Annotated in this window: 16 protein-coding genes; 4 read left to right on the plus strand and 12 right to left on the minus strand. The window is 59.4% G+C overall.

Annotated features, from left to right (window positions below; translation table 11 throughout):
* Positions 1 to 17 precede the first annotated feature (17 nt).
* Positions 18 to 668, minus strand: coding sequence for an HAD family hydrolase (locus tag AC4HNJ_RS06205; RefSeq protein WP_490478678.1), 651 nt, complete (start codon positions 666 to 668; stop codon positions 18 to 20).
* A gap of 352 nt (positions 669 to 1,020) precedes the next feature.
* Between AC4HNJ_RS06205 and AC4HNJ_RS06210 the strand changes: the two genes are divergently transcribed.
* Positions 1,021 to 1,605, plus strand: coding sequence for a hypothetical protein (locus tag AC4HNJ_RS06210; protein ID WP_490478679.1), 585 nt, complete (start codon positions 1,021 to 1,023; stop codon positions 1,603 to 1,605).
* Positions 1,606 to 1,703: 98 nt separating this feature from the next.
* On the opposite strand, the gene AC4HNJ_RS06215 is transcribed toward AC4HNJ_RS06210, so the two are convergent.
* From AC4HNJ_RS06215 to AC4HNJ_RS06225, 3 genes are all read right to left on the minus strand, one after another.
* Positions 1,704 to 2,984, minus strand: coding sequence for an amino acid permease (locus AC4HNJ_RS06215; RefSeq protein ID WP_490478680.1), 1,281 nt, complete (start codon positions 2,982 to 2,984; stop codon positions 1,704 to 1,706).
* The gene (locus AC4HNJ_RS06220; RefSeq protein WP_490478681.1) at positions 2,981 to 4,069 is read right to left on the minus strand and encodes an aromatic ring-hydroxylating oxygenase subunit alpha; all 1,089 of its coding nucleotides are present in this window, start codon (positions 4,067 to 4,069) and stop codon (positions 2,981 to 2,983) included. The genes AC4HNJ_RS06215 and AC4HNJ_RS06220 overlap by 4 nt, the downstream gene beginning before the upstream one ends.
* Before the next feature lie 103 nt (positions 4,070 to 4,172).
* Positions 4,173 to 4,952, minus strand: coding sequence for an SDR family NAD(P)-dependent oxidoreductase (locus tag AC4HNJ_RS06225; RefSeq protein ID WP_490478682.1), 780 nt, complete (start codon positions 4,950 to 4,952; stop codon positions 4,173 to 4,175).
* A 161-nt stretch (positions 4,953 to 5,113) separates the two neighbouring features.
* On the opposite strand from AC4HNJ_RS06225, the gene AC4HNJ_RS06230 reads away from it, so the two are divergent.
* Entirely contained in the window at positions 5,114 to 6,004 is an 891-nt protein-coding gene (locus AC4HNJ_RS06230) for an AraC family transcriptional regulator (RefSeq protein ID WP_490478683.1), read from the plus strand.
* Positions 6,005 to 6,148: 144 nt separating this feature from the next.
* On the plus strand, positions 6,149 to 9,058 hold the full coding sequence (locus AC4HNJ_RS06235) for a glycosyl hydrolase 115 family protein (RefSeq protein WP_490478684.1): 2,910 nt from the start codon (positions 6,149 to 6,151) through the stop codon (positions 9,056 to 9,058).
* Between the two features lie 138 nt (positions 9,059 to 9,196).
* On the opposite strand, the gene AC4HNJ_RS06240 is transcribed toward AC4HNJ_RS06235, so the two are convergent.
* The 6 genes from AC4HNJ_RS06240 to AC4HNJ_RS06265 form a co-directional block, all read right to left on the minus strand.
* Positions 9,197 to 11,155 carry a M61 family metallopeptidase gene (locus tag AC4HNJ_RS06240; protein ID WP_490478685.1) on the minus strand — a complete coding sequence of 653 codons (1,959 nt, stop codon included), beginning with the start codon at positions 11,153 to 11,155 and terminating at the stop codon, positions 9,197 to 9,199.
* An 81-nt stretch (positions 11,156 to 11,236) separates the two neighbouring features.
* A complete protein-coding gene (locus AC4HNJ_RS06245; RefSeq protein WP_490478686.1) occupies positions 11,237 to 12,079 on the minus strand; it encodes a class I SAM-dependent methyltransferase in 843 nt (280 codons plus the stop codon).
* Positions 12,080 to 12,264: 185 nt separating this feature from the next.
* Positions 12,265 to 13,008: a hypothetical protein gene (locus AC4HNJ_RS06250; RefSeq protein WP_490478687.1), complete on the minus strand. Its 744-nt coding sequence runs from the start codon at positions 13,006 to 13,008 to the stop codon at positions 12,265 to 12,267.
* A gap of 53 nt (positions 13,009 to 13,061) precedes the next feature.
* Entirely contained in the window at positions 13,062 to 13,574 is a 513-nt protein-coding gene (locus tag AC4HNJ_RS06255) for a hypothetical protein (protein ID WP_490478688.1), read from the minus strand.
* 43 nt (positions 13,575 to 13,617) lie between these two features.
* Entirely contained in the window at positions 13,618 to 14,316 is a 699-nt protein-coding gene (locus AC4HNJ_RS06260) for a hypothetical protein (protein WP_490478689.1), read from the minus strand.
* An 89-nt stretch (positions 14,317 to 14,405) separates the two neighbouring features.
* The gene (locus tag AC4HNJ_RS06265) at positions 14,406 to 14,987 is read right to left on the minus strand and encodes a hypothetical protein (protein WP_490478690.1); all 582 of its coding nucleotides are present in this window, start codon (positions 14,985 to 14,987) and stop codon (positions 14,406 to 14,408) included.
* A 202-nt stretch (positions 14,988 to 15,189) separates the two neighbouring features.
* On the opposite strand from AC4HNJ_RS06265, the gene AC4HNJ_RS06270 reads away from it, so the two are divergent.
* Entirely contained in the window at positions 15,190 to 15,762 is a 573-nt protein-coding gene (locus AC4HNJ_RS06270; protein WP_490478691.1) for a hypothetical protein, read from the plus strand.
* A gap of 56 nt (positions 15,763 to 15,818) precedes the next feature.
* Here the strand turns inward: AC4HNJ_RS06270 and AC4HNJ_RS06275 are convergent, their stop codons facing one another.
* On the minus strand, positions 15,819 to 16,742 hold the full coding sequence (locus AC4HNJ_RS06275) for a hypothetical protein (RefSeq protein ID WP_490478692.1): 924 nt from the start codon (positions 16,740 to 16,742) through the stop codon (positions 15,819 to 15,821).
* Positions 16,739 to 18,301, minus strand: a complete 1,563-nt coding sequence (locus AC4HNJ_RS06280) for a hypothetical protein (RefSeq protein WP_490478693.1) — start codon at positions 18,299 to 18,301, stop codon at positions 16,739 to 16,741. Before AC4HNJ_RS06280 ends, AC4HNJ_RS06275 begins: the two co-directional genes overlap by 4 nt.
* Positions 18,302 to 18,329 lie beyond the last annotated feature (28 nt).

An 18,329-nucleotide genomic window follows, 5' to 3' on the forward strand; every position in this document is an offset into this window, starting at 1 on the left:
TTCCGACCCATCGATCGTCAAGGTATTTCCAAAGGATGTACGGGCAGACCCAGCTCCATCAGGTCCCGGCGAAGCTGGGCAGCATGGCTGAAGCGCACTGCCTTCATGCCTGCGGTTGCGGCAGCCGCCACGTTTCGCTGCGAGTCATCGATGAAGACAGCCCGCGACGGCGTGATGTCGAAACGTGAAAACAAGCGTTGAAATATCGCCGGATCCGGTTTGATCAGCCGTTCCTCGCCGGACACCAGGATGCCATCGAACCAGTGCAGGAACGGATAACGATCCAGCGCGATCGGAAACGTTTCATGCGACCAGTTGGTCAGCGCATACAGGCGCAATCCGTGTTCACGCAGTTCCCGCAGTACCTCTACCGTGCCGGGAATGTCGCCGGCAAGCATGTCGGGCCAGCGCTCGTAATAAGCCGCAATCAAGCCGGCATGTTCGGGATGGCTCGCCGAAAGCTCGGCAATCGCCTCGCTCCACAAGCGACCCGCATCCTGCCGCTCGTTCCATTGCGGACTACAGACATGGGCGAGGAAATGCTCCATGGCCCCTGCATCGTCAAACAACTGGCGATAGAGATAGCGGGGATTCCAATCGATCAGCACACCGCCCAGATCAAATACGACGGTATCCACGTTGTGATCCAACAATCTGTGATCGGACATGAGCAACTCAGGCAATGAAATCACCAGGGCGATGGGCCGGTGACAAGCAGCGATGGCACGGCATGAAGCAAGCCACCGCTTCGATTCTGTCGCACGCAGCCATTATTGAATTGAACGGCGCGGCAAGCAAAACCCTTGTTGCTTGAACCAGCAGCGGTAGGCAGAGACCGGCGAGACATGATCGGGTCCAGGCGGTATCCCGACAATTTTCACGGCGAACGGAACCTGGGGCGCGATGGAAGGGTCCCACTCCGAACGGACTGAAAAGGCTTTTTGCGTGCCTGCTGCTGTCATGGGGTTGCCGTCGCATCATGTCTGCCGATGGCGGGGATTTGCAGTACGAAGCGCCATCATGGCGCTGGTCATGCTATGCCATCTGGTGTTGCTGCTCTTTCTGTTGCGTCCGGCAGTTCCGTGGCCCTGGCGCCGCTCCTTTCCTGCTGCCACCGACCACCCCTTGCTGATCGATCTGCTGCCCGTTACACCGCACGCTGCAACCCTTGCTCGCAAGCCTCCGCCCAATCTCTACCGCCGTGCCCTGCCCTCGCGCCTACACACGGAAGCGCAGGCCACGTTACGCCTCACCACAACCGCTTCCGCTGTTGTCCCATCGCAGGTAAGCGGACACCCGTCTGGGCCGCTATCTATTTCCACACCCTTTATCCCGTATGGGAACCACCGCTTCGCGCATGCACTCGACGGCGCACAGTCCTCGGGATTGCCTCGCCTGCCCGGCAGCAACGCCGGGCCGATCTCCTCGCTTATTCATGTGAGGGTGCCACCGAGTCTAAAGAGCCGTCTCTCCAAAGCCGGCAAATGGCTCAATTGCAAGAACGCTATTTTCAAAGGGCGCATGACGGACGAAGAACTGCTCAAGCGCGGCTTGACGCACCGGCAAATGAATCAGGCTTATACGGAACTCGGCTGCCCTCCTTAGATAGCATCACTCATGCCGTCGGCCCACGTTTTCTGCATGCGGCACAAGCCCTGCGACCCGATAGCCGTCGATGCAAATACACCCCGCTTTCAACATGGCTATCGGCTGGCGCGACGTTGCCATAGGTAGATCGGCAGGCCGGCCAACAGCAGTACCGCGCCCCATGACAAGGTCTGCCATCCGGTACCCACCAGTGCCCACAGGCTGAAAGCAAGCGCACCGCATGCAATCAGCCGACGCCAGCCGTTGCCGGCCTTATCGATGCGCCACCACGCCAGTACCGTTACCAGATAAGGCACCAGCGTCGCAGCGGTGGAGAGCAGAATGGTGAAGGTGAAAAGCGCTACCAGGGTGCGGCTGTAGTTGGAAACGATCAGTGCGCTGGCAAGCACGCTGCTGAGCAACAGACCGAACCATGGTGTGCCGCGTTGGTCACGACGCGCGAATGCTTTCGGAAACAAACCGTCCAAGGCAGGCGCGAGCGTTGTCTGCGCTTGCAGCAAGACCCATCCGTTAAGGGCGCCGAAGCACGAAATGCTCGCGATGACACCGATGCCGATTCCTGCCGCATGGCCCCACACGCGCCGCGCCGCTTCGGCCATGGGCGCCGCCGATGCATGCAGCACGTCTGCCGGAAGCATGCCGACGACGACCGTACACGCCAGCATGGTCGCGACTCCGGCGATAGTCATGCCGATCACCGTGGCGCGTGGAACCGTGCGTTGCGGATCGCGCACGACGCCGGTCGGCACCGTCGCCGTTTCCAAGCCGAGGAACGCCCATAGCGTCAACGCTGCGACCGACGACGCCACACTCACCAGCGGCAAACCGCTGGCGTTGAACGGATGAAAAGCGCTCGCATGCACCCATCCCAATCCCAGCACGCCAAACACCAGCAATGGCACCAGTTTCAGCGACGTCGTCACGATGGCGGTCCGTCCTGCTTCACGCACGCCGGCCAGGCTGATGGATGTGCAGATCCACAACACAGCCAACGCACACGAGGCACCGCGCCATGGCGTCGAGGTGGCTGCCGGCCACACGGAACCGAGGCTGCCGGCAAACGCGACCGCAATCGCTGCATTCGCCGACCACACACATACCCAATAACTCCAGGCAACCAGAAAGCCGACACGGTCACCGAAAGCACGGCGTGCATAGGCATACGCGCCGCCATGATTGGGAACGATCTGTGCCAGCCACGCGTACACCAGCGCCAGCATCAAGGCACCGCCCAAGCTGATGCCCCAGCCGAGCAGGCTTGCAGCGCCATAAGGTGCCAAGGCTGCCGGCAGCACGAACACGCCCGAGCCGATGATGTTGCCGATGACCAGCGCGATGAGCATCCATAGCCCGAGCGATCGCTGGCCGGTGCTCATGCGCGGGCAAGCGAATCGCGATAAGCGCGACGCACCATTTCGTGAAAGTGGTGCACGGCGTTTTCGCGCAGCGGATTCAGCCGTCCGGCTTCGTACGAACCGGAGGCAAGCCCGCGCTGCACGTCTTCGCACATCGTGACGTCTTCCTCCTGCACCTCATCGCTGAACGCGATGTCCTTGGCACGTCGCGCCTGCGCTTCGGGGCTACTGTCTGGCGTGTAATAGAAATCGAATTCCACGCGGCAACGATCCACGCCTGCCGGCAAGACGCGATTGGTCTGCAGCCGTCCGGGCAGGATGTTGAGCATGGCGTTCGGATACAGGAAGTAATACAACGCTTCGCCACTGCCGTAGAGATCGTCACCGCTTTCGAGCGGACTGTACTGGAACGAATACCACTCGGCCGTCTCGGTGATATAGCTGCGGTAATCGAGCAGGCTGTTCAAGCCGGGATGGATGCACGGTACGTGGTAGCCCTCAAGATAGTTATCGACATAAACCTTCCAGTTGCAAGCGACCTCGTAGCTCACGCGATGATGAAACTCGTAGCCATCCAGCGCACGCTGCGGACCAAGCCGCGCATCGATGCCGGCGACGAAAGCATCGAAGGGGGGCGCCTCGCCGATAGCCACGAACACCAGGCCTTGCCACACATGCACGCGCACCTCGGGAAGACGGATATCCGAAGGGTTGAAATCCGGCGTGCGCCCCATTTCCGGCGCACCGCGCAGCACGCCATCCAGCCCATAGGTCCAACCGTGATAGCGACAACGCAAGTTTTGCGCGCCGCGTCCGTCACAGCTGGCAATTGGTCCCGCACGATGCCGGCACACATTGTGAAAAGCACGGATGGTCGAGGCATCGCTGCGCACGATCAGCAACGGCAAGCCCGCCATCTCCGTCACCACATGATCGCCCACGCCCGCCAGTTGCGATTGATGACATACCAGTTGCCAGCTGCGCGCAAAAATGACCGCCGCATCCAAGGCCGGCATGCGCGCGTCGGTGTAGAAACGGGCCGGCAAGCTCAGCGCGTGATCGAGCGGCTGCGAAACAAGCGTTTCAGGGGAAAGCAACGCGGTCATGACGACACCCGGCGATAGCAATAGCCGAGTATTTATCGAACCGCGCTGCAGCATCAATGTGCTGCAACGCGGCCTCGCCAGGCGTCGCCCGACTGCATCGCGATCAGATCACCATGCCGCCGGAAACCTCGATACGCTGTGCGTTCACCCAGCGGTTGTCCTCGGATAGCAGCGACGCAATCATGGGGCCGATATCGTCAGGCACACCGGCGCGCCCCAGCGCCGTCATCTCCGCGACGCGCTTGTTGATCTCGGGATTGTCGCGCACCATGCCGCCGCTGAAATCAGTGGCAACCGCACCCGGCGCCACCGTGTTTGCGGTAATGCGTCGCGGACCCAGTTCTTTTGCAAGATAGCGCGTGAGCACTTCGACCGCGCCTTTCATGGACGCGTACGAGGCGCTGCCCGGCATCGCGAGGCGAGTCAGGCCACTGGAGATATTCACGATCCGACCACCGTCGTTGATCAGCGGCAACAACTTTTGGGTCAGGAAGAACACGCCTTTGAAGTGGACGTTATACAGACTATCCAGTTCTTGTTCGGTGGTTGCCTCGATCGGGGTATGGTTCGACGTACCGGCATTGTTGACCAGATAGTCGAAACGCTCGGCGCCCAGCTTCGCGAGCGCCTGACGCACCTGATCCACGAAGGCATCGAAGGCACCCGTATTGCCGGTATCCAGCGGCAAGGCGATTGCCTTGCGGCCCAGTTCGGATGCCGACTTCACTACATCCTCGGCGGCCGTCCGGTTGGCGTGATAGGTAAAGATGGCATCGACACCGCGTCGTGCAAGACTGAGCACGGTGTTGCGGCCCAGGCCACGGCTTCCGCCCGTCACAAGGGCAATCTTTTTCACAGCGTTTTCGTTGGCGATGGTGGTCATGCGGGCTCCGGCTTGAGTAAGGCATGCGCCAAGCTTAGGCAGGCCGGTCAAGGCATCGAATGCCGGAACTGACCCTGTTCTTGCCCGATCCTGCTCCACGGTCATTCGCCGGCACGAAAAGGGCGATAGCATGCAGGCATGCACGCTTTAAGGGTCTTGCCATGCCGAGTGACCTGATCGACATCGTCAAACGCTTTACCGACGCACGCGGCGGCACGAATCCGTGCGAAACGCCGGTCAAGGGGCTTACCTTCCTGCGTTCGGATCATCGCAAGCATCCCGCGCACATTGTTTTCAAACCCGCGCTGTGCGTGGTCGTGCAAGGCGCAAAATGGAGCACGTTCGGCGACAAACGCTTTGACTATCGCGCGGGCCAGGCGCTGGTAACCAGCGTCGAGCTACCGGCGTTGAGCCAGGTGGTGAAGGCCAGCCCAAGCGAGCCTTATCTGGGCGTCATTGTCGAATTCGACCTTGCCGTCATGCGCGACGTATGGGAAGCGCTCGATCGACCGCCACACTTATCCGGTAACGTCACCCATGGCATTTTCGTCACCGACTTCGACGGCCCGGTGGCGGAATGCGTCTATCGGCTTGCGCGCCTGATCGACACGCCGCATGCCATCCCCATGCTGGCGCCAATGATCATGCGCGAACTCTGCTATTGGTTGCTCACCGGACCACACGGTGGCGACATCGCCAGCCTGGTATTGACTAACGGTCACGCGCAACGGGTAATCAAAGCCGTCCACGCTCTGCGCGACCAATTTGCGACATCGATCCGGATCGAAGATCTGGCGGCGATTGCACAGTTGAGCCCTTCCGCGTTCCATCGCCAATTCAAGGCGCTGACTTCCATGACGCCGTTGCAATACCAGAAACAACTTCGGCTGCTGGAAGCGCGTCACCTGATGATGACCGGCGCCGCCAATGCGGAATCCGCCGCCTATCGGGTGGGCTATGAAAGCCCGTCCCAATTCAGCCGCGAATACTCGCGCATGTTCGGGGCGCCACCGCGCCGCGATGTGTTGACGATGAATTCCGCCGCGGCATAGTGCCTCGCCGCTCGCCATCTGCAGAGCGAAAAACCGGGCGTAAATTCGCGCGAATTTTGCTCAGCCCGCCAACTGTGGTTTGATCGCAGGTACGCTGCCAGACAGCGAATCCTCACCGCATCCATCGTACCCAGGGGCTTGCGCATGTCGCGTCGCATTAATTTCTACGCCATTCTTGTGCTCGTTTTGTTAGCGCTACCATCGCAAGCCGCACTAGCACTGGGAGAAGCCAAATATGTAAGCACCTCGCCCGCCCCAGACAGCTTCGTGCTAGTGCAGCATGGCGTGGCGACGACGCTGCTGGTAAGTGATAAGGATTGGGCCGGCGTGGTGCGCGCGGTGGGCGATCTGAGCCAGGACATCGGACGCGTCACCGGGCATGACGCGCCCGTTATGAAAAATGGGAATACCCCGCACGGCGAGGTCGTGCTGATCGGAACGATCGGCAAAAGTCCGCTGATCGATGCGCTGGTACGCGAGCACAAACTGGACGTACACGGTATTGCCGGCGAATGGGAATCGGCCGTCACTACCGTTGTCGATAACCCGATGCCGGGTGTGCCGCGTGCCCTGGTGATTGCCGGTGCGGACAAGCGGGGCACCATCTACGGCATCTACGACCTGTCCGAACAGATCGGCGTATCACCCTGGTATTGGTGGGCCGACGTGCGCGTGCCGCATCACGATGCGCTGTATGTGCTGCGCGGCCGGTACATCCAGCCCGTGCCGGCGGTGAAATACCGCGGCATTTTCTTCAACGATGAAGCACCGGCACTCTCCGGCTGGACCAAAGAAAAATTCGGCGGCATGAATCACCTGTTCTATACCAAGGTGTTCGAGCTGCTATTGCGCCTGAAAGCGAATTTCCTGTGGCCCGCGATGTGGAACAACGCGTTCGCAACCGATGATCCGCTGAATCCCAAGCTCGCCGACGAATACGGCATCGTGATGGGCACCTCGCACGAAGAGCCGATGATGCGTGCGGAAAAAGAATGGACGTCCGGACACTACGGCCCTTGGGACTACACCACCAACGCCAAAGCGATCGACGCATTCTGGCGCAAGGGCATGGAGCGCGACAAAAACTATGAGGAAGTGGTGACGCTAGGCATGCGCGGCGAAGGTGACACGCCCATGTCCACCACTGCCAATACCCAACTGCTGGAACACATCATCGCGGACCAGCGATCGATCCTGACACAAACGGTCAATCCGGATATCACCAAGATTCCCCAGGTATGGGCGCTGTACAAAGAGGTACAGACGTACTACGAAAAAGGCATGCGCGTACCGGATGACGTCACCCTGCTGTGGTCGGACGACAACTGGGGCAACCTGCGCCGGCTGCCGACGCCCGAGGAACGGAAACGCTCGGGTGGCGCGGGCATCTATTACCACTTCGATTACGTCGGCGCCCCGCGTTCGTACAAATGGCTGAACACCAATCCGATCACCAAGGTGCAGGAACAGATGCATCTTGCCGTGGCTTACGGGGCGACCCGGTTGTGGGTCGTGAATGCCGGCGATGGCAAGCCGATGGAATTCCCCATGGAATTCTTCCTGGACTATGCGCGCACGCCACAGCGCTGGAACAAAGACCATCTGGATGAATTCACCAAGCTATGGGCCACGCGCGAGTTCGGCCCCGAGCACGCCGATGAGATTGCCGCAGCCATGGAGGCTTACACGAAATACAACGGCCGGCGCAAACCCGAGCTGATCGATCCAAGCACCTTCAGCCTGACTAACTACCACGAAGCAGATCGCGTGGAAGCGGAATGGCGCACCCTTGCGCAACGCGTCGACAAACTGGCTACGCAACTGCCCGCGAACGAACGGGCCTCCTATTTCGAGCTGATCCAGTATCCGGTCGATGCCTGCGCGAATCTGACGGAGATGTACATCACCGCGGCGCGAAACGCAGCCGATGCACACGCCGGCAATCCACGCGCGAACCAGGAAGCCGACGAGGTCCGCGCGATGTTCGCAAAAGATGCGGCGCTGAGCGCCGAGTACAACACACTGTTGGACGGCAAGTGGGATCACATGATGGACCAGACCCACATCGGCTACACCTCGTGGCGCGATCCACCGGCCAACGTCATGCCGGCAGTAAGCTGGATCCAGATACCGCGAGACAGTTCGCTCGGCGTCACGGCGGAAGATGCAACACCGATGGAGAAATCCAGGGTCTCGTTGGGAACGATCGATTCGGTTTCCGATCAGACACGCACCCTGACCTTGTTCGACCGCGGCCCGGCTCCCGTGCCGTACACGGTCGCGGTGAATACGCCATGGCTGGTGCCCTCGAAAACCGAAGGAACCGTGGGTGCCACCGAGCAACCGATCGTCTTGCATGTGGACTGGAGCAAGCTGCCGCATGGCGCGGACAACGCCGATGGCATGCTGACGATCCAATCGGGTGACGCAAGGCCGATGCACTTTGCGGTACACGCGTTGCGACTGCCGATCACACGACACCATGCCAAGGGTTTTGTGGAAAGCGATGGCTATGTCGCCATGGAAGCCGCCGACACCACGGCGCGCACGACGGATGGCGCCGGCCAGGACGCCATGCATTGGGTGGAATTACCCGACTACGGCGAGACCAAGTCGGCGATGACCGTATTCCCCGTCACCGCAGCGAGCAAGCTCGATTCGCAGGCGTCCTTGCAGTACCGGATGTACTTGTACGACTCGGGTGCCTTGCAGCTTCGACTCACGCTCGCACCTACCTTGAACTTCGTGCCCGGACGCGGTCTTCGTTTCGCAGTGTCCGTGGACAATGGTCCACGCACGGTGGTGGATGCGCTGGAACACGACAGCAAGGATGACTGGGCGAAAGCCGTCACCGACGGCGTGCGGCAAGTGACCGTGCCGCTGTCCATTGCCGCACCCGGCTACCACACGCTGAACATCTGGGCAGTCGACCCGGCCCTGGTGGTGGAGCGCCTGGTGGTAAGCCATGGCGCGCTGCGACCCAGCTACCTGGGCCCGCCGGAAAGCTTTCATCCGCAGAGCGCCTCAACCGGCTCGACGCTCTCATTCAAATAGCCGTCCAGATGGCCAAAGAGGGGCGTATACATTGTCACCTTGCACGCCGCATCGCCACCAGTATCCTGCAGCCGGTAGCAATGCGATGCGATGCGACATCGAGGGGGCTCACCGCCCCCTCTCTTGCTGCGATAGCCTTTACTTGCGCGGCGCGATGATTTGGCTCAAATAATCGGGCGTGCCATCGATGCGTACCAGGTGCGGGTACTGCAGGCCGCCGTGGTAATCCACCGATATCGTGCGATAACCGCCCTGGTACTTCAGCAGCAAGGTGATCGGTGTCGTGCTGTTCTTGGCTGCGGTGATCGCGTTCTTCAACGCATCGGTGGAGTAGTTCTTGCCATCCACGGCCACCAGCGTGGCACCGGTGCTGACCCCCCCCTTGAACGCCGGGCCGTTCCAGCGCACGTCGTTGATCTGTCCCCGGTCGTTCATGGTCAGGCCGATCGACCAGGCAAAGTTATACAGATGGCGGGATGACTGCGGCCGGCTGTTGTATTCCTTTTCGTACTCGCTTTCCTGATCGGTATAGACCAGCTTCCAGCCGGTCGCCGCAAGGCCGTTGTCCAGCGGCGGATTGAGCACATCGACGTGCGCGTGCAAGAAGCTGGCCCAATCGTAGGGAGCCACTGCATTCAAGGTACGCACCACGTCGTCGAAGGTGTAGGTCTTGGTGACATAGCTGCCGTTGTCGACACCGAAGAAGGCGCGAGCGAAATCGTCCAGCGATTTGTGGTCGTGGGTCAGGGCGCGTAGCTTGGCGTCCACTTCCAGCCACATCATCTGTCCGGCGCTGTAATACTCCTCGCTCATCTGCCAGCTGCGATACGGCAGGCTGGAGCGGCGGGCGGCAGTGGGATCGCTGGTGGTGTCTTCCATCGTGCGCCACTCGAAACCTTCGCGGTTGCGATCGTAATTGGCCGCCACCATCGCCAGCGCGTCGCGGAATTGCTGTGGCGTCCAGATGCCGGAACGCGCGGTCAACACGAAGCCCCAGTATTGGGTTTGCCCTTCGTACACCCACAACAGCGAATCGCCCATCGGCACGTTGAAATTGGGTGTCCACAAATCGGCCGGGCGGCGGAATTTGCCATTCCAGGAATGCACGTATTCGTGCGCCAACAGATCGCGATCCGGCGCCGCCTCGTTCCAGGCAGTGAAATAATCGGCGCCGAGGCCATCCTCGCTGGACTGGTGGTGCTCGGTGCCATTGCCGCTCAACTGATCCGACAGCGAGAACAAGAAGTCGTAGTGGTCATAATGATGCGAACCGAACAGCTTCACGGCTTGCGTCACCAGTGCGCGATGCACTTTCAGCTGTTCGGGTGTCATCTCCAGGTATTTCGGTGCATCGGCCACGATGTCCAGATGGACCGGCGCCTCGCTACCCGGATTCAAGTCGACACGCTTGAAGTACTCGCCGGCATACACCGGGGAATCCACCAGGTTGTTGTAGGTCACCGGCTTGAAAGTCGTTGTACCGCCCGACTGCGAGGCCGTCTCCAACGCCGTGCCGAGCTGCCAGCCTTGCGGCAAGGTCACGCTGGGAACGAAGGTGATATCGCGCGAAAAATAACCGGCGGGATAAAGCGACACCTTGCTCCATTCCATATCCATCATGCGATCGGTCATCTCGAATCCTTCGCTATCCGTGCGCCCGGACAGATACTGGAAAGATGCATCGATGCTGGAGACACCGGCCGGCACGTCGACGTGAAACGCATACACGTTGTATTCGTCGCGCTTCCACATCAGCGGTTTGCCATCGGCGCTCAGCTTGAGACCTGCGAGCATGGCGATCGGCCCGGTCGGCGAGTGATCGCCGGGAATCCACTGCGGATACAGCAAGGTCAACTCGCCCGCCTTCACCGGAATCGTTTCATGGACGCGGAAAATGCCCTGTGCTTTGTCGCTGGCATCGACATGAAGCGTCACCGTGCCGATGTAGGGCGTGTCCTGTGGCGGCGGCACATGGTCGGTGCGCGCTTGCTGCGCGGCGGCGGCACTGGTTGCCAGCGCTGCCGCCACCGCCAAGGCAAGGCGCGAACATAGACGAAACGGGGCAACGGCCGAAGCGGCGGGTGAAACGTGAGACATGAGGGGGAACTCCGACAAGCGAGTGAATGATCGGCAAACTTAACACTAAGCACGGCCGAAGGGGTCGGCAGGCGCCGCTCCTCAGCGACGCACCGCCAGTACGCCATCCAAGGCCAACTGCGTCTTGAATCCCGCTTTTTCCAGACGCTTCGTCACTTCGCGTGGAACGTCGCGGTCGCTGGTAAGTTTGTTGGGGCTGCCTGTGTAGTGAAACAGGCGTCCGCCACGGCGCAACACGCGCGCAAGCTGATCGTAAAACGCCTGCGAATAAAGTTCGCCGGCAATGCCAAAGCGTGGCGGGTCGTGCAGCAGCGCATCCACCGATGCATCGGCGATTCGCGTGATCGCATGCGATACATCGGCGTGCGTCAACTCGAAGCAGCCAGCATAGGCCGGATCATCCGGATCCGGCGACCACGGATTGAGCGTACGCAACCACAACACATCGGCATTTTTCTCGAACGACATGATGTGCGCCACGCCGGCCGCCAAACAACAGGCAGCGAAATAACCCAAGCCGCCGCAGGTATCGAGCACCACCTTGCCGCGCGGCTCGATCAAGGCCACCTTGCTGCGTGCATCCTCAAACGGCGACGCCTTGGCCGTCGGCAACATCTTGATGCCATCGATCTCGAATGTCGGCGCACCCCACTCCGTCGGCACCAGCTTGATCAGTGAGCCGGAGAAATGCGACACCGGTGCAAACTCATCGCCATCCCAGAAGTAGATGGTGCGGTCTTTCAGTTTTTGCGGATACGGATAACGCTGGCCGCTCCATTGCCAGGCGTCCTGCTGCAGCAGCGCGATGCCGCTTGAACGCCCCAGGTCCAGCGAGCCCATCCATTCGCCTGCCCCGCTGTCGCGTGCTGCGAGCATGGCCTCTGCAATGGGGCGCGTGAGCAAGGGGCCGGAATAGTGCGGCACGTTGGGACGTCTCCTAAGTAAGCAAACAGATTTTCAACCATTGGAAGGTGCGCCGATAGATGCGGTCTCCCGAATTACGGGCGCATGTGCCCACTCTGAAGCCAAGACATTACTGCCCACCTCCCTCCAAGCATACGAGGAAGGCGTAGCGATCACGAGCAGCAACGAAAGCCTCGGCTCAATCGCTAATTTGCCCTGTCAAACTGGTATGCAGGATTCGTTGGAATGGGCACGGTTCCCGCTGGATTGCTCCGGTTGGGAGACAGATTTTCGAGTGGGATGACGGGTGAAGTCAGCCGATAGGGTTGAACCGAAAAATCCTCGATCTTTTCCTGATCCATCGCATCATAAAGTTGCTTTTTCACGATCGCCAATATCGAAGGATCGGTCCTGGCCAGATCATTGGTAACAACATCGATTTTCGACCAATCCACGGAGGTAGCGCCCAGCACCTGGATCAGATAGTCAACGGATCCGGTTCCACCAGCCGGCACAGCATTTCCGCTTAATTGCGTAACACGATAATATTTTGGATCAATCGATTGCCCATCGTCCGCAAGAATAAGCATCGCTGTCGGCTGATCGAGAAAAACTCGCTGGGCGCCGATGTTTTTCTGAAGACAACTGACTCTTACGACAGTCGCCGCCTCCTGATTGGCGACGCATCGAAGATCCACGTTGGGGCGAAGATCATTAAGAAATTTGGCGGTGTCGATAATCGATTTTGTCTGATCAATCTGCAAGTGCGCGGCATCCACGCTCTGCTGGACCCTCGTCACCATGAAATATCCGCCGACTGCAGCAGCTAGCGTTATAAGCATGTTTACGATCGACACGTAGAGCGCAGCTCTGTCAGTGCTTTCACCTGGCATAGGTAACATCCATTTATTGGCAAGCTTGTTGACGTCTCCAGGCATCAGCCTGGGCACTCAAAAACATCATCGCCCTACATCGCCCGCGCTGAGTGCTTGATTGCGATGCATTACGCCCGATCGCCAAGATCCCCATGGCAAGCAGCAACGCGCTCATAGTCATTCCGCATGGCTTGCCATTGGCGAGTCGCGGCGCGGTATTGCCACTCATTGGTTTGCCGATAGACAAGCTTATGGGCTGCGACAAACACACAGGCCGATGCGATGACGGTCTGGCCGTTTTCCGGAGGGGCCGGAAAGGCTATAGGCGTACGGTAGAACGGGACGGGTACGGCCGAGCCGTCGGCGGCGGATTTCATTTCGACCTGGAAGGCGATCAACCGGTTTTTGGTGACGGCATCCAGCGCTCTTTGCGCAGCCCGGCTCAGGGCATCGCTGCCTTTGCTGTCTTCTTTCAGCTGCTTGATGTATGCCGGAAAGAAGGCTTTCGCGCGGTCGCCGCTATACATCACGACCGTGTCTTGCCTGATGTCCTGGCTGGACGCATGACTGCGAGCCATGGCAGCCGTGCTGATCATGATGGCGACGATGGTGATGGCTGCGCCGATGATATTGGCTTTCATGTTTACCCTCCTCGGGGCATGGTGCCATGGTCTCTCGAAGCCTTCAGGTGCGGACATACACGCTGCGAAACCGCACGTTCATGCCGCCACAACCCCTGTTGTCGTTGGCGATCAACAGATGCCCGACCAGGGTGAGCGTGACTTTGCAACCGCTTTGCGGATTATCGCCGTCGAACAATTCCACCTGATTGTCTGGGGGCGCGGCATGGGCATCGAAGCTGCCGGTATTGGGGCCACCGGGCGCTTCTTCCGCCGAGGGATTGGCCACAGGCCAATAGGCTTCGCCGATGGCATGCAGCTTACCTTGCCGAAGCGAAATGCGGATGGTGTTGTCGCCATCACGCCATGTCCCCACCCAATCGGTGAGAGAGGGATGATGCTTGAGTGGCAGTGTCGCAAGCCGTGTGTGGGAAACCCAGCCGGCGCCGCCGCCGGAATGATTGGGGTAATACACGCAAACATAATCACCGTGGCTGCGTCCGGTCACGACAATGTCGCCCGGCAACACGTAACCGAAACCACGGCATGCGGCGCTGTCGCGCGGGCATCCGTGCATGTCGCCAAGTAAATCCAGATGGCCGCTGCCGATGACCCTGGCCAGCGCGAAACGGGATTGCTCCTCAGGAAAACCACCGTTACGGCAAAAAAGATCGTGGGAAACGCTACCGTTTCCCGCAGCCAACAAAGGCTGCGAGACCAGCAGCAAAACCGTAAACATCAGCCAGTGCGCCCCTGCTTTCATACCGCCCCCCCTTCCGTTGATATGGGAAACCATCCTTCATCCTGCACACACGTCCGCATGGGCCCCGCTAGAGGCCGCGCGCCACGCTACTACTCATCACGTCCCCTTTTGAGGTGATCCAGATAGGCCCCAAACGGCCCAAGCCTTTCAACGATGACGACCGGATCGCCGCTTTGCGCACCGGCATAAGCGATGCCGCAAAAGCTTAGCCGCCGGCCAATAGGCGCGTTGTCGAGTACGTAGCGATTCGGACAACGGCCCGGCGTGTGGATCACTTCCAGCGTGGCGGGTACATGCGCCGCCGTACGTGAGGTGGTGAATATCAGCAGGGATATGCATGCATACAGCACGATCCAGCACATCCAGGATGCCGCTGCCGACAGCAGAACCACGTAGCCCACCATTCCCGCGCGCCCTAATCGAATGGGCCCGTTGCGCGTGGAAAGCGTACGTTTGTTGCGCTGGATGTAGCGCACAAAAGCAAGTATCCAGCACACGAAAAACACTACGAACGCTGCGGCCATGCCTTTCCAGGCCAATGCACTGAAATAGGTCCTGGCGGAGATACATACGGAAAACACCAGCAGCGCAATCAAAACAAGCGCGCCCGCCAGCCGCAGCAGCATGGCGCGGCCGCTGGTGGATGAGGCGGCTACAACGTTCTTTGGCATCGTTTGAAAATCCCCTTGGGCTCTTTATACAACGTGAGGCGCATACCATGGCTGCCTAAGCAAGCATCTTTGCGTGGGCCGGCCAGCGAGATCGTAGGCTTTCCACGGGAAGACCTCGTGATGTTGCGGAAGCCCGAACACCTCCGTGGACCAGCGACGGGTGTAACGTGCCATGGTCCATGAATCAACCAGGGGAAGGCGCATGGCAATCTGCCGCGGAGCACCCGTGTTTTTTCTGGCCCTGTTATGCCTGTGCAGCGCACAAAGCCATGCAAGCACGGGGTCGGCGCGCGACACCTATAAGACGGTCATTCCGCTCGCCGTAGTGCCATACCCTTGCGTATCGGTTAAAGCGCAAGGTGCGCGCATCCTGCTGTCGCGCGATGAGCTGGTTTCGATGCGCGCTAAAGCCCGTCCCGGCATTCACACGGAGGATGAACGCCAAAGCTTCATCGATGGAATGCGTGCAAAGAACCTGTTGAACAGTGTGTCGCCCACCCTCGTGGATAACACCGGATGCCTCGTGGTGACCCTCAGCAAGGATCCTCGCCATCTCGATACCTTGTATGTGGTCAGTCGCCTGCTGGAAGAAGGCAAGGCAGCCGTGATACGCGATGGCAACCTGTCGCCGGAACGCAAGATCATCGTGAATGACCACAACGATTTACTGATGGGCTTGCGCAATTTCCTGTTCACCGACGGCAAGGAATTCTTCTCGGTGACGACGTGGGTGACGATGGTCTCCCACCCCTTCGAAACGCGAACCATCGTGTAACGCAGGCGGGAGCCTCCTGAAAGCACCCGCCGTTTGCACGCGTGCCAACGAAATGCCTAGAAGACCCCGAATACGTGTGCAGCCATCACTATGCTCAGCACCGCCAGCACGGCCATCGTCGCCCATGTTGTTTTGCGCTGCCGGGCATGTGTCTGCTCTGCTGCCGCAAAGCGCTGAACCGCTTGAACATAATCCGTCCGCAAAGCGCCATGTTCCGCGGTGAGGCTGGCAAGCGCCACCTCAAGCTGGCCAATCTGGCCGGCCTGACGATCGACTTGCGCGCACCATTGCGCAACTTGCCCGGCCAGCTGGCGACCCAATGCGTCGCTTTCGGAAAGATTCGATTCCACGCCGTCGAGGCGCTGATGTTGCTGCTGCAACAAGCTCTTGAGTGCCTCGATATCCAAGGACTGCCGGTCGTCCAGCTCTTCCTTGACTTCAATGGCGTGCTCAAGCGAAGCGATCTTGATGGATTGCTGTTCGTCGATCTCCGCCTTGGCCGAAAGCGCCACGCGTATCTGTTCGATTTGCTCCGTATTGAGCGCAATGGTCTCGCGCGTGGAGCGTGAGCCTTCGATGATCTTGTTGAAGATGCTGGCGGCGGAGTCGGCAAAATTCTTTCCGACGTGGGAAAGCTTGATGATGTGACCGTTGGCATCGCGCATGCCTTCTGCCACGCGCTTCTCGAATTCCTCCATCACGCTGGCCAGGAAGCTGAAGCTCATGACGTTGAGGGTGATGATCTCGTTGATCATCTGCAGCATCAGATCGTTAATACGATTCTGCGATTTGGAGATGTGAACGAGATCCGTGCTGGTACTTGAGAACAGCGTTTTCAGAACGCCGCGACTTTCCACCTGCTGGACATGGCTCTGCGACGTACTGATAGCGTTCTCGATCTGCTTGACCTTGATGAAAAGGTCATTGGCCACCGACGACGGCGTCAACTTTTCCTTTTGCGTAACGAGTTCGTGTGTCATCCGAGTTTAGCCAGTAAGTTGGGCAGGGCTTGTACGGACGATTCGAAATCGTCCACGGCTTCGCTGGCCTGCGCGTCCAGCTGATCGATCTCCGCCCAGTCTTCCATCAAGACAAGGCGCAGCTGCTGTGTCGTGTCGTCAATGAGATAATGCGCGCCTGCAATGGCGATAGCGGTGCGTTGAATCTTGAGCAGCGTAACGGTGTGTTCGCGATGGCGATCGGCCAACTGCTTGCGACGGAACGCCATCGCCTCCTTGAGGCGATCGAAGGCAAGCACAACCAGCAGGCCGGCCGTGCCGGAAAGTATGGCAGTCGCCACACCGGCCAGTTCGTTAGCCAGCGGCATAAGCAGCGGCACCGTGGAAAGCGCTTTGGCGAGAGATTCCTGTATGCCCAGACCCACCGCCGTGACCACCGCACCGGAAAGCAGCTTCAGCACTTCGTAGCCAATATCGGTGGCCGTCATACCCGGTTCGGGAGAAACAATCAGCTTCACCGACTTCAGCACGGCAAGCGTGCCTTCGCGAATGATGGTGACGATGTGCTTGGCCGTGGTGACCAAGGCATTGACCAGCAACGTGATGAGGCTGGAGAGAAAACCCGTCACGCCTGCCGCCACACCTTCTTTCAGATAATCGGCCCAGCGCTCCTTGAGCTTGAGCACTGTCTGCTCCAATCGATGACGCAACATCTCGACCAATTGGCGAATACTTTGAAAACCTTCGCGGATGAGCGCCTTGATGTCCTGGATCAGGCCTTCGGCCAGATCTTTCAGCAACAGGCCGAGAATCTGCCGAAAGGCAAGTTTGCCGGCTTCGCGGCTGCCCTCGATCATGTATTCGCCGGCCTGCTTTTTCAGCACCGCAAGGTTCTGCGCGCGATCCACCGCTTTACGCGCTGATCGATAAGTCTGCTCCAGCAGCTCGGGATGGGCCTGGTAATACTCGGCATTGGTGCGACTGGGATCCTGCGCATTGGGCTTGGATGCCCATTCCATCAGGTCGCGGTCTCCTTTAGAGGCGTTGAGGCTCCTGTCCGTCCAAGCCTTGTTGGCGTCGAGGTTCGCCGTGGCAACCCGCTCTTCGCGTGTCTGCCCCAGGTGCCCTTTGGAAGACATTTCGATTTCGTGGGCACTTACGATATGATCGCGCACGGCGCGGCCATCTTTCGGAAGTTGCGCGTCGGTGTAGGCGTTGACGATGATGTCGTCTTGCTTGAAGGCTTTTTTTCGCTCTCCGGGAAGATTTTTTTCGTAATCGCTACGATCGAAATTTTCCGATTGAGCCTCAGCGTACGCACCGTAACGCGCGGCATCCTCAGCGTTGGCGGTGATACCCTTTTCGAAGTTGTGCACGGTGGTGATATTCCCGCCGTCGCGATCATCAAACAGCGAAGCGCTCAGGCCGAATGGGCCGAGGATGGAATCGATGACGACCGTGCGCAGGCTGTCGGCGATATCGACGCTCTTGGTATCTGTAACGCTATTGATTTCTTGAATGAGTACTTCCATCCGGTCATCGATATCGATGACCAGCTCCTTCACGCTTGGCGCATTCATGTGCTTCCCCTGTTGTTCCCTGTCGGGT

It is taken from the genome of Dyella sp. SYSU CM1112 (assembly GCF_058216415.1).

What these genes read in the sequence shown, in the direction of transcription:
- AC4HNJ_RS06205 (WP_490478678.1), bottom strand. Translation starts at nt 668, where the DNA reads ATGTCCGATCACAGATTGTTGGATCACAACGTGGATACCGTCGTATTT.
- AC4HNJ_RS06210 (WP_490478679.1), top strand. Translation starts at nt 1,021, where the DNA reads ATGGCGCTGGTCATGCTATGCCATCTGGTGTTGCTGCTCTTTCTGTTG.
- AC4HNJ_RS06215 (WP_490478680.1), bottom strand. Translation starts at nt 2,984, where the DNA reads ATGAGCACCGGCCAGCGATCGCTCGGGCTATGGATGCTCATCGCGCTG.
- AC4HNJ_RS06220 (WP_490478681.1), bottom strand. Translation starts at nt 4,069, where the DNA reads ATGACCGCGTTGCTTTCCCCTGAAACGCTTGTTTCGCAGCCGCTCGAT.
- AC4HNJ_RS06225 (WP_490478682.1), bottom strand. Translation starts at nt 4,952, where the DNA reads ATGACCACCATCGCCAACGAAAACGCTGTGAAAAAGATTGCCCTTGTG.
- AC4HNJ_RS06230 (WP_490478683.1), top strand. Translation starts at nt 5,114, where the DNA reads ATGCCGAGTGACCTGATCGACATCGTCAAACGCTTTACCGACGCACGC.
- AC4HNJ_RS06235 (WP_490478684.1), top strand. Translation starts at nt 6,149, where the DNA reads ATGTCGCGTCGCATTAATTTCTACGCCATTCTTGTGCTCGTTTTGTTA.
- AC4HNJ_RS06240 (WP_490478685.1), bottom strand. Translation starts at nt 11,155, where the DNA reads ATGTCTCACGTTTCACCCGCCGCTTCGGCCGTTGCCCCGTTTCGTCTA.
- AC4HNJ_RS06255 (WP_490478688.1), bottom strand. Translation starts at nt 13,574, where the DNA reads ATGAAAGCCAATATCATCGGCGCAGCCATCACCATCGTCGCCATCATG.
- AC4HNJ_RS06260 (WP_490478689.1), bottom strand. Translation starts at nt 14,316, where the DNA reads ATGAAAGCAGGGGCGCACTGGCTGATGTTTACGGTTTTGCTGCTGGTC.
- AC4HNJ_RS06265 (WP_490478690.1), bottom strand. Translation starts at nt 14,987, where the DNA reads ATGCCAAAGAACGTTGTAGCCGCCTCATCCACCAGCGGCCGCGCCATG.
- AC4HNJ_RS06270 (WP_490478691.1), top strand. Translation starts at nt 15,190, where the DNA reads ATGGCAATCTGCCGCGGAGCACCCGTGTTTTTTCTGGCCCTGTTATGC.
- AC4HNJ_RS06275 (WP_490478692.1), bottom strand. Translation starts at nt 16,742, where the DNA reads ATGACACACGAACTCGTTACGCAAAAGGAAAAGTTGACGCCGTCGTCG.
- AC4HNJ_RS06280 (WP_490478693.1), bottom strand. Translation starts at nt 18,301, where the DNA reads ATGAATGCGCCAAGCGTGAAGGAGCTGGTCATCGATATCGATGACCGG.